Genomic DNA, 11,977 nt, shown 5'->3' with positions numbered 1-11,977 from the left:
AATCAATTAGAGTAAATGCTATTTGATTCAAATGACGCATCAGTGTTCCTAATTTTATAAATAGTAATTTAGTTAAGTTATAAACAATTACTATCAAACTGGATAAAGAGTTAACTAATTTCAATCGGTGTAAACCTGGTATAACAAACTAAATTATTTCAACTCGCGAAATATAATCTTGTCGAAAGATTTTTAAGAGTTCATTGTGAGTCGTTCACAAATAGAGTGAGGTTAAATTGCATTAACCATCTTAGAGAAATTTGAGGTGAGGATTGGAATTTTCAGATTAATCTTATAACCAGTCAAACCCTATTTAACATAATATACATTGTGCGTAGTTATATGTGTCATTCTTTATGGATAGGTTTAGGCTGTTTTAAGGATAATTAAGCATTATCATCCATCAGCGCTCTAAATTAGTTAATTAATTGGGTGTTCGTACGTAAAATCTGACGCCTATTGCCTTAGTCGTTTCTCAGATTTCACGTACAAGCGCCTAAGTTTTACGCTAAATGATCTAAGGGTTTGTTAGCAGCACTCTGATGTCGTTCAGTTTGAGTGGTATGTAAATACTGAGATGTCGTGTCGATACTTTCATGACCCGCATCAGCTTGCACATGTGATAAAGGTCTTTGATTAATGTTGATGTCATGAGTAATGCCAGTATGACGAATATTGTGCGCTGTTAACTTTCGCATTAAATCACTATCTTGCTCAAATCCATCTTCTAGTGCCTTATCTGCAGCTAGGTTTATCAACGAATCAATTTCTTCGCGTATTTGTCTAATGCCAAGATTGGCATTTAATACACCTGAATCTCGGCCGTGCGCAGCAGCTTTATGTCTGATAAAGATTGGATGTTGTTCATTGATAGAAGGCAAATCCGATAAACCAAGGTATCTCCGATATTGCTTTAAACCATCTAGTAATGTCGTTGAAATAGCAATACTTCTCGCTTTGCCGTTTTTAGAATAAGGAACATAAAAGTACCAAATACCGTTATGAACATCTTTTCTAAATTGGCTCATCATTGGTGAGTAACCAGCGCGGCCACTAATTTCTGAAATACGTAAATAACAGCTATACAGGATGTTAATTAAAAACAAGCTACGTTGGTGCTTACTGGGTTCTTTTTCTGCCAGCTCTGAAACTGTACTTACTACATAGGACCACTGTAGTTTGGTAAACGCATGATTATTATCATCTTCATTTTTAATATATTTGCGATTGATTGCGAAACGACTGTGCTTAAACCAGAGTTGGGCTGGATTCCGTTCAGTGTACTCTTCACTAATTAGGTAACCATAAAATGACGATAAAATTGCAATCTTAGTTTTTAATGCATTTTCACTTAGGCTATATGGCAACTGTTTTCCGAGTTGCTTTTTTCCAACAAATGGTCTCCAGGCTGAGTTTGGGTAGCGTATTCCAGTCGTTTTTTCTGTCTTAAATTGGGCTACATTAAAGTATCCAACCAGTTCTTTGGGTGGATTTTCACAATAATTTATATACCGTGCAATATCCTTTCTTGTTACCTGAATCGGAGATAAAACAGCAACATCAAAGCACCAATGCAAGTAAGTTGTAAGTTCACTTCGATAGGCTTTATAGTTGTTTTCTGATTGTTTTTGTTCATATAACCAGTCTGAGCAATGCTCAATAATCAGGCCTGCATCAGGGACATCTTTTAATGACACCGCAGTGATATGCTGGTTGATAAAGCTGTTACCGGAAAGAATAAAGTCAGCAGAATCAAACAAAGGATAAACAGGTGGTTTCTCGAAGTACATAATATTATCTATCTGAAATTATTGATAAATAGTAGCACAATTCGTTAATGCCGATAACGTTATTTATCGGCATTAAAACTGATACTATTTATATAACCGCAAATATTTTCTTGAGTAATGTCTCTGCATTCGTTGGTTTAACGATATAGTCAATAGCTCCAAGTTGACGACATTCTATAAAGCTTTCTTTATCCGTTATGCTGGTTAGCATAATTATTGGTACATTCTCCAACTGTTCCATACTTTTCATATTTTTAAGAGTCTGAATTCCATTCATCACTGGCATATCAATATCTAATAATATCAATTCTGGTTTACAACTTTTAAGTTTATTGATTGCCGCTGCGCCATTAATTGCCACTTCTACATCAAAACCTTTCGGTTTCAATATTGTTGTAATGATCTTTAACATCACATTTTGGTCGTCTACGACTAGTACTAGGGGCATCTTTTTCTTATAGCTTGGCGCAGCTGCCCTAACCTTGGTACCTATTTCATTAAAATAATTTTGGTTATGCGCTTTAAAATTTTCAACTTTGGGTTTTATTTTTGCTACATGATTTTGAACCTTTTCACTTTCTTTACTCATATCACCATTACATAATTTATCTATCTCATTAATGAGCTCATTGAGTAAACTATGTTGAACCCCTTGTTCATCCACTATTGAGGTTTCAACCTCATGTAATTGTACTGATACGTACTGAAGTTTATTAATAATGGCTTTTTTGTCTTCTTCGTAAAAATGGACTTTATCTTGGCTTGTCAGTAAATCACACATTTGAGTTATAGATAGTCTAATGCGGTTCATATCGTAAACCGGTTTATAGGTTTCATAACTGTAAAAGCGCCCTTTTGAACATTCAAAATAGGCAGCTTCACGGTGTTCTCTACAACAAATTAATAACGATAAATACTTATCACTTAGTATTTTTTTTGAATTATTTAATGAAACTATAATTTCATTAAATTCGACTGCTTCCTTTGGTTGTTCAAAAGCATAAATAAAAAGTGTTGGTTTAGATTTATCTTCCATAAATGCAATGAATTGGTCTTGATTAGTTTTGATATCACAGTACAAAATCCTCTGATATTTATTTCGGAGGATTTCCTGTACCACTTTTTTGATTTCTATTGATTGATAGAACACCACAACACTAATCATATTATCCATACACTACCCTTTTATGTTTGTTAGAGGATTTCTCGGGCTTCTAATACTTGTTTTATTGAAAGTAGCTGTCCATCTATTAATTTAATCTGGCTTTCAATCCCTTCAAAGTTATTATTATTTTTTTCAATCCATTGAAACAATTCACCCAGATTAATCGCTCCACTTGAAACAGAAGCGCCTTTCGCTGCATGACTTTTACTTCTAATAATTTCTGGCTGCTTGCTATCTAGCGCCTCTTTGATCGACTGAAAGTCTTCGATCACACTTGACCAAAACATAGTCAAAATTTCATTAGTAATTTCTCTGTCATCTGTTCCTATTACAGCCTCAAGTTTTTTGAAATCTATAGCTGAATCATTTAATGTCGTGTTATCTTTTTTACTCGGCAGTTTCTTTTTTGTTGAATGTATGAGCGAAATATACTTAGTTAAGGTATCTCGTAAAACTTTAATTTCTATCGGTTTGGCAATGTAGTCATTCATCCCTGCTTCAAAGCATTTTTCTGACTCTCCTACCATTGCATTAGCTGTTACTGCAATAATAGTTAACGGTTCCATGCTCCTTTCAAGCTCAATGTTACGAATGGTTCGTGTTAACTCCAACCCATCCATATTAGGCATATGGTAATCTGTCAGTAATAAACCAAACCTCCCACTTTTCCAAAGTTCAAGAGCAATTACCCCATCTTCTGCCATTTCGAAAGCATATCCTAAGCTTTCTAGTTGCTTCCCCAGTACCAATCTATTTGTTGGCTGGTCTTCTGCGACTAATATGAGAGTGTTACTCACTTCAGCTTCTGCTTTCGTTTGTGGAATTATTTTTGTTGGTATTTCAGTATTTACAGTTGACCAATCGAGTGTCGGGCTTTTCAATCCACACAATATAGCCAATCCAAAGATAAGTTCTGTTGGTTTTAATGGATGATTACCGACAACAAAAGAGTATGGATCGATATGGCCTTTTGTTTTAATCGGGTCATCATTTAAGAATAACGTTTTAACTTGTTGAAATTCTTCTGAATACTTAAATTTCTCGCTATCTGAAATAATAATGGCAGGCTTTACAGATTGTGTTATTAATTCGTAGGAGTCATCTATGACTTGAATGTTGTCATGATTCAGTTGAGACAAAATAGCTAAGCAATTTGCTGACAAAAAGGTATCTGAAGTTGTGATAAAAATAGAGAATGGTGAAAAGTCTAGTTGCTCAAATTGGGTGACTGAAGATGTTTTAGTATTGTTAGGTAATGTTACTTTGAATGAACTACCTTTTCCTAGTTCACTTTGAATTGCTATGTTTCCTTTCATAAGATCTGTAAAAGATTTGGTGATACTTAAACCAAGCCCTGTACCACCAAACTTTCTTGTTGTAGATGAATCGGCTTGCGAAAAAGGCACAAACAGTTTTCGTTGTTGTTCTGCCGAGATACCAACACCGTTATCAATGACTTCTAGAGAAATACTATCATTTGTATAGTCTGTTTTAACAAAAACCCTTCCCTGTTTATTTTCTCCTCCCGAAAACTTAATCGCATTACCGACAATATTTAGCAGTATTTGTCTGACTCGAACTGAATCAAGCATCAGCTCTATCGGTGTTAATAAGTCTGGTTCAATATATAAATCGACATTTTTATTTGAGGCACTTATCCATAGACTGTCCATTGTTTTCTCGATTAACGACAAAACATTACAAGGCGCGGTATCAAGTTCTAATTGTCCAGATTCAATCTTAGAAAAATCAAGAATGTCATTAATAATATCCAGTAACGCAAATGATGAATCACGAACTGTAGTAAGCATTCTTTTTTGATCAGCATTAAGTGATGTATTTCTTAGTAAATCAACCATGCCAATCACGCCATTCATAGGGGTTCTAATTTCATGGCTCATGGTGGCTAAAAAGCGGGATTTAGATTGACTAGCCTGATTAGCTGCTTGAGTTTCTTTTTCAAGTTTCTGTTGAATATTTTTTTCATCGGTTAAATCAATATTAATCCCATACATGGCAATAGGGTTATTATCTTCATCTAACGATAAGTCAGCTGAACACTGTATCCATTTTACCGTGTTATTTTTGCCAACAACTATTCTAAATTCTGTTTTCATGGAACAAGCATTTTTAATTGCATCTGCAACTTCTTGCTCTGCTTTATCAACATCATCAGGATGCAAAGCATTTTGCCAATCGTCATAAGATAAAGGCTTGCTTGTATCGATCTCATATAAATCGTACATGCTCGGATCCCAATTAAGAGCGCCTGTTGTTATGTCGAATGACCAGTTACAAATACCTCCTGCTTCGGAAGCTAAATTGAGGCCATTTAATAACTTGTCACGCTCATTTTTAGCATTAAACAAATCTTCAGCAAACTCTTTTCGTTCAGTAATATCCTCGACAACAGCAATGAAAAATTTAGGTTCAAAACTCTCAGCATCTCTAACAAGAGAAACAGAAAGGTTTGCCCAAAAAACTGTGCCATCTCCTCTGATATACCGTTTATCAGTATTAAAGAATGACTTTTTATCTTCAAGCAAGTCCTTTATGTATTCAAAGGATTGAGCGACATCTTTTTTGTATGTCACGTCTTTAATTTTTTTAGTTAATAGAACTTGTTCTTCATAACCCAAGATTTCACACATCTTGGTGTTTACTTCTACAAATCTTGAGTCAATACCTATACGTGCAATGCCTACAGCAGCCTGGTTGAACGCTGTTCGGTAAATTAATTCTTGTTCATGGAGTTGTGTCTGTAATTTAAGTTCACGCTGTTTGGTTAACTCTTGGAAAGTAATGTCGCGCATTATAGCTACAAACATCATTTCCGATTCAAGCTTGGTTTCCCCAACGGAAAGCTCTATAGGTATTTGGTGTCCGGCTTTATGTAAACCATATATCTTTTGAGGGGTACCAATATAATCTTGTAGCCAGTCGCTAAATGCAGAAGCTTCTATCGGTTGTTGATTGTTATATTGAAGGTTCAATAATAATATGCTGATGTTTTTGTCTATTAATTCACTTTGAGTTCTGCCAAAGATCAACTCCAGCGAACGGTTAACATCTTTTATAGTACCTCTTGAATTTAATACAATCATTCCATCTAGCGCCGTATCAAACACCGCTCTTAGTCTGTCAGCTGAATCCTTTGACTCTTTTGTTCTTTTTTCAAGTATCGAAGTCATTTCCGCCGTTGATGCTTCTTCTTTTCTTTTCTCCTCAGTAATATCGGTCTGAACACCGATGTAATGGGTTAGCTCTTTATTACTATTGTAAACAGGCCCTATAGACAGATTGTTTATAAACTCATTTCCTGTTTTAGTATAATTAGTAATGACTACGTCACAGGCTTTTCCTTTATGGATTGCATGAGAAAGGTGCTTAATTAAATCCTTTTCAGTATTCGGCCCCTGTAAAAATCGACAATTTTTTCCTAATACTTCTTCAGCACTGAAGCCAGTAATAGTGCTAAATGCTTTATTGATAAATATAATTGGTTGGTCTGGTAGTTGAATATCCACAACTAGAATCCCAGTTTTTATTGAGTTAATAGCACTCCTTTGCAACTCTAGTGTTTGTTGTTGGTAAAGGCTTTTGCTTAATAGTTTTTCACTTTCTACAAACTTATGCTGCAAGTCTTCAAGTAGTATTCTGGTATGTGAATCAAGGTGCTTAAAACTGTTAGTCGTAAGCTTACCTTTTGACAAACCAATAATTGTGCTTGAGATTTTATTAAGAGGATAAACTAAGTTTTTGTAAAGAAAATAACCAAGAAAACTGAGTAGAACAAAAATAAAGATAAGCAATAAATACACATTTTTGTTTAACAATTCAGCCGCTGAGGAGATGTCACTTTCATCTATTCTAATTAATGTAGACCAGCCAATACCTTGTAATTCCTTATAACCAGAAAAATGGTTATAAATCGTTATTTGTTTCTTCCCATTTATTTCGTGGTGTGAAAGTTCTGTTCCAGAAAAGCCTGCGATGGCGCGATCTGCTCCTGTAATCTTTAAGTCAACAAGGTTTGTTTTGTTTAAGATATTAAAATCGCGTATGTATGCATCTTGTTTTTTTGCTATAGGGTCATAATCAACAAGTAAATACCCTTTATTATCAATTAAGGAAAGTTCAACATGATATAGATTTTTCTCAACTAATTTCTGATACGTTTCTTTAAAAATGTCCTCAACAATATTGAAATCTACAATATTTACCCAGATCCCCACCATCTTATCCTGGTCATCAAATATTGGGGTTCCGAACAAAATATCATAACTTCCTGGCTGTTTATCTATAAATTGCCTTTGTGGACCAAACATAAATACATGATTGTTTCGGTTAACTTGGTAGTTCCGTATTGCTTTAAACCAATCCGCATTCGCAATTGTTAATTGATCTAAGTTAGTCGAGGCTACAAACGTGGAATCTGAATTACGATTTGTTTCTGCTAACACTTTTCCTTGTAAATCCAATATTGCTATTTTTTTGAATGAATACCGATTCTCTATTAAACCATTAAGTTTCGTTGCTAATTGTTCTGAAGAAACTGATTCAGTAAAATCGTTTTGAGTTACCTTTCCTAAAAATAATGTCAGCAATTCACTATCGTGGTAACGCTCATGGAGACTTTTTTCAACAAGCCTAGTTAACTGTCTTGCTTCTTTTTCATAGAAGGAAATTGTCCGCTGTTTTAATAAACTATTGCTACTCAAAGCAAAAATAACAATTCCGATTATCAATAACATCGACGCGAGAATATAAGCTGCAGAAAATTTTTTATTCAACTTGTGCCTCCTCTTGCTGGTTACCGAAACTTAATCCAACATCATTAATGTTTTTTATCATCTCTTCTGCAGGTAATGGTTTAGAAAAATAAAAACCTTGTGCAATAGAACAGCCAAGTTTTTGAATTAAACATTTGGTTTCAACATCTTCAACACCTTCTGCAACAGCGAGTAAATCGAGGTCTTTGGCTAATGAAATGCTCCTACTAAATAACGCTCGTGATTTTGGATTATTGATGATATTTGACACAAAACATCGATCTATTTTTAACTCATGAAAAGGCAACATATGAAGCTGTTCTAGTGATGCAAAACCTGTCCCAAAATCATCAATAGATAATTTAAACTTCATCATACGTAACCTTAGTAGCGCTACGATCATCACCGATGGATCAGATGGAATGGCGGTTTCTGTTAACTCACAGGTAATAGAACTATTGGCAATTCCAAGTGCGCAGGCTTGATCTTCAATCCATTGCGGCAATGTTTCATCACCAAGAATTTTACCGGACAAATTTATAGACAGATTTAGGCTTAGGTAAGGTTTTTTTAATCTAGAAAAGTATTTAAAAGCGTCCAAGATAACCGCTTTGGTCAAGGGAAGAATTAAATCAGTATCTTCAGCTGCATTGATAAATTGTGCTGGAGATATAACGTTTTCACCATAAACAATTCTAGCAAGTGCTTCAAAACCACAGACTTGATTGGTTTTGAGGTCGTATTGAGGTTGAAGGAAAGCTTTTACATGGCCTTGTACTAAATGATATTGCAGTTGTTTATAGGTAAAAGTGACCAATTTTTTTTGTTTAGGAAAAATTTTTATCGAGCTGGCTTGTTCAATAAAATCCTTAAGCATTAGTGAAGTTATTGGTTTAGGCACAATATCTAAAATATTGAGGTGGTAGTGTGTTGCTAATACTTTTGCTGAGTTTAAGAGCGTCTCATCTTCCCCACTAAAAAGTACAATTGGACTCGTGTATTGAATCTCAATAAGGCGTTGCAGAAGATATAACCCATCTTTTACGGGCATATTTAAATCACAAAACACAAGGTCAAATGGTTGCGATTTAATTAATGTAAATGCTTCAAGTCCATCAGAAGCTTCAGTGATTTGATAGGTACCGAGTAACTGCAGACTTTTAATAAAAATTTGCCTGATTATTTCCTGGTCATCAACTACAAGTATGGAATGTATTTCTCTAGTCACTATGCCTACACTTTCTGAATTTCCTTTTCATAAAATAAGTATAGACAAATATGAATTAAAACAAGTAAAAAACAAATTGTTGCTAGTAAACTGTAGGTATAATTTATCTGTTCATGTTTAATTGAGAATAGTTGTAATTAAGATTCAATTTCACAGCGAGTCAATTTAACAATCAGCTTATGAGTGTTCTAAAAGCTGACATTATGCGGCTATAGTACTATTTCATACAATTTTGACTTAATTCATTTGGATTTGATATTAGCTAAAAACACTTTCTGATTAACATCATCAGTAAGCGTTAATCACTAACAAGTTGGCGCTAAAACGATTAATAAAATTAGTTTACCTATCAACACCTTAGTCTAAGTCAACAGCCACTTCATTGCTTGTTCTTTGTCTTCAAAGAATTTAGAGTCACCATTAATAAACCATTTCGCAACTTTGCCAGCCACCTCTTGCCAACCTTTATTACCATAAATGGCTATTTTTTGAAATTCGTTACCGTGTTTGAGTCCCAGTTTAAGATCATCCCAGGCAGCTCTTATTTCCCATCCATTCAATTCAGTACCATCTATAAACACATTAACTTTGGGATGTTTAACCTCCGCTAAAGCTGAGTCTATGATCGGAGAAATAGTGAGATAATCTTGATGAGTTAGTGTGCCTTTTGCTTTTAATGACAAGAAAACATCATTGTTGACTCTATCGACGCCGATAGAAAAGCCGTGGGTATCATCAGTCATATAAATACTCCTGTTTTACCAATATTTATATCAAAAAAATGAATGAAATTTGTATGGAATACGTACAATGTAAATATAATATATCGACAAAAAAGCAGACTGCAAATCTTTTATGATCTTATGGTAATCATTAAAATAGTAAAAATTGTATTCCCCATCGATAAAGACTTTCTTTGTCAGTGAGCCATGTCTTGAGCTCATGGTTCTTAGCCTGACTAACGTGCGTTAATGTTTGCTGTTTTATCATAGTCAAATCATTATAACTGCCTAATATGATTTAAGTGATCAACCATCACAAAACATAATTCAATATATTGTATGGCTTCAACCTTACCAACTTCATAACCTTTAGCGTGGGCAACTTTGTTTCTCAGCACACGTAATTCGCTGAATAATTTTGCTTTTTTGGTATCGATGATATGTTCAGAGACTAGTGTTTCTTCAATGTCTTTGTATCGAGTGTTGGAATCCAATATGACATTGGGTAATTTAATTCGGATAAGATTTTCAGCGGCTTTATCAACTTCACTCCATGCTTGTAAAATTGATGAATTGGGGAGGTTTTCGACTGAGGCTATAAGTACGGATTTTTTATCGATTTCCAGTTCAGGAAATGCTCCTTCAGCTTTTTTGGAAACCGCTTTTAATTCTTGGCCAAACTCAATTTCAAAATCTTTAAATTTGAACTTTTTAGCAAGCGGAATAAGCGCCGCCAAAGGTTTTTGAAGTGTAACAACACTAAAAATAAAAACTAACGGCCAAGCTAGTTTATCTAATAACTCTATAAAAAATTGCATTCCATTCATTAACTGACAAATCCTTTATTCACAGTATCTAAATTAAGTACTTACATTTGCTGCCTTTCTTCTACACACTCGTATGAACCCATTTCAAATTCACGACATACCCATGGTCGATTTTCATAAATAGTACACATTAAGGTCTCTCTATCAACTGCAATACACCATCCATCATCTAGGCGTTTCATCACTTCTCCGCCCCATTGATCTTCACCAATATACTCTTCAGGTACGCCCGTCTCGGAGATTAAAATCACTTCTAATTTACAACAACATGCTTTACAACCAGTACAGGTAATATTGGGGTCAATATCTGTGCTATCTATACTTAAAATTTCAGTGATTTCTATTTTCATATCAGCCATTGCTATAGCGTTTAGCTGTATTTTAAACAAATAAGCTAAGTGTATTATCTTTGGCAGATGATACCTTAGCCCAGTGTTTATACATAACTTAAAGACCTATTAGCGTGATATTTGCTGAATTAATTAACGGATACATTAATAAGTCAGTGACCTAACCTCATCTATTGTTAAATACCGCCATGTTCCAGCAGGAATATCTACCGTCAAGTTACCAATATTTTCGCGGTGTAACTGTCTAACTTTATTTCCTACAGTAAAGAACATTCTTTTGACTTGGTGGTAGCGTCCTTCTGAAATAGTCAGTAAAACTTGAAGTTCCGCAGTTGAATCATGGGTTGAATCTACTTCTATGTGCTCAAGCTTAGCGGGTAACGTTGGCTTAGATTCCCCCTGTAATAACAAGCCTTCAGAAAACCTTTGTGCTACACCTTCTATTAATGGTTTTGCTAATGTGACTCGGTATGTTTTCTCACAATGCGTTTCTGGTTTCATGATATTAAAAGACCAGCGGCCATCGTCAGTGATAAGCACTAAACCCGTCGTGTCAGCATCCAATCGCCCAGCGATATGAAGTTCATCCTTATTTTCAATTTCAAGATAATTTAAAATTGAAGGATAATCTCCATCTACATTCGAACATATTGTATCTACTGGCTTATTAAACATTAAATACCTAAAAGGCCTTGGGACTAATTGCTTACCTTGATATTCAATATAATTATTTTCATGCACTTGATAGCGTGCATCTGTAATCACATCTTGATTAACTCTTACTTCACCTGATTCAATACAAGAAATGACAGATGGTTTACTCAATTGTGTACTACGTAAAACGAATTTATCAAGTCGCATATGGTTTCGTTATTTCCTACTATGAGTCAGCTAGAATCATTGCTTTTATCTTAAAAGCCTTTTCAAAGTGATCTAACTGATGTGTTTCAATCCACCATTTTGCAACTTGCATCAATTCGACAGGGTTATCATTTTTATTTGCGAAAAAAGCGTAAAAAGAGAGTCCTACATTATCTCCTTTTTGTTCAATTTTCTTATCGCAAATGGTCATAATACGTTGACGTAATTCTGGGCTCATAGCTATCTCTTATTGAATCTGATC

General features: G+C 34.6%; 9 protein-coding genes. All 9 read right to left on the bottom strand.

From position 1 onward, the window contains the following. Nucleotides 1–503: 503 nt before the first annotated feature. The 9 genes from K5Q58_RS18440 to K5Q58_RS18400 all read right to left on the bottom strand — a co-directional run bounded on the left by K5Q58_RS18440 (nt 504) and on the right by K5Q58_RS18400 (nt 11,953). The gene (locus tag K5Q58_RS18440; protein ID WP_220755323.1) at nt 504–1,790 is read right to left on the bottom strand and encodes a site-specific integrase; all 1,287 of its coding nucleotides are present in this window, start codon (nt 1,788–1,790) and stop codon (nt 504–506) included. Nucleotides 1,791–1,878: 88 nt separating this feature from the next. Beyond that, nucleotides 1,879–2,964 carry a PleD family two-component system response regulator gene (locus tag K5Q58_RS18435; protein ID WP_220755322.1) on the bottom strand — a complete coding sequence of 362 codons (1,086 nt, stop codon included), beginning with the start codon at nt 2,962–2,964 and terminating at the stop codon, nt 1,879–1,881. Between the two features lie 20 nt (nt 2,965–2,984). Continuing rightward, nucleotides 2,985–7,748 (bottom strand): PAS domain S-box protein, encoded by a 4,764-nt coding sequence (locus K5Q58_RS18430; RefSeq protein ID WP_220755321.1) that lies wholly within the window; start codon nt 7,746–7,748, stop codon nt 2,985–2,987. Beyond that, complete coding sequence (locus K5Q58_RS18425; RefSeq protein ID WP_220755320.1) at nt 7,741–8,955, bottom strand: EAL domain-containing response regulator; 1,215 nt, start codon at nt 8,953–8,955, stop codon at nt 7,741–7,743. The genes K5Q58_RS18430 and K5Q58_RS18425 overlap by 8 nt, the downstream gene beginning before the upstream one ends. 362 nt (nt 8,956–9,317) lie before the next feature. Next, nucleotides 9,318–9,698, bottom strand: coding sequence for an STAS/SEC14 domain-containing protein (locus K5Q58_RS18420; protein WP_220755319.1), 381 nt, complete (start codon nt 9,696–9,698; stop codon nt 9,318–9,320). Between the two features lie 257 nt (nt 9,699–9,955). Further along, nucleotides 9,956–10,504 carry a DUF4145 domain-containing protein gene (locus K5Q58_RS18415; protein ID WP_220755318.1) on the bottom strand — a complete coding sequence of 183 codons (549 nt, stop codon included), beginning with the start codon at nt 10,502–10,504 and terminating at the stop codon, nt 9,956–9,958. 41 nt (nt 10,505–10,545) lie between these two features. Further along, entirely contained in the window at nt 10,546–10,854 is a 309-nt protein-coding gene (locus K5Q58_RS18410) for a YkgJ family cysteine cluster protein (RefSeq protein WP_220755327.1), read from the bottom strand. Between the two features lie 144 nt (nt 10,855–10,998). Continuing rightward, nucleotides 10,999–11,715 carry a pseudouridine synthase gene (locus K5Q58_RS18405; RefSeq protein WP_220755317.1) on the bottom strand — a complete coding sequence of 239 codons (717 nt, stop codon included), beginning with the start codon at nt 11,713–11,715 and terminating at the stop codon, nt 10,999–11,001. A gap of 19 nt (nt 11,716–11,734) precedes the next feature. Continuing rightward, nucleotides 11,735–11,953 carry a DUF6500 family protein gene (locus K5Q58_RS18400; RefSeq protein ID WP_220755316.1) on the bottom strand — a complete coding sequence of 73 codons (219 nt, stop codon included), beginning with the start codon at nt 11,951–11,953 and terminating at the stop codon, nt 11,735–11,737. Nucleotides 11,954–11,977: the final 24 nt, after the last annotated feature.

This window comes from Shewanella sp. KT0246 (genome assembly GCF_019654955.1).
In the GTDB taxonomy this organism is placed as follows: Bacteria; Pseudomonadota; Gammaproteobacteria; order Enterobacterales; family Shewanellaceae; genus Shewanella; species Shewanella goraebulensis.
Note: the sequence above shows the minus strand (reverse complement) of the source record. Positions and strands in the feature narration are given on the sequence as shown.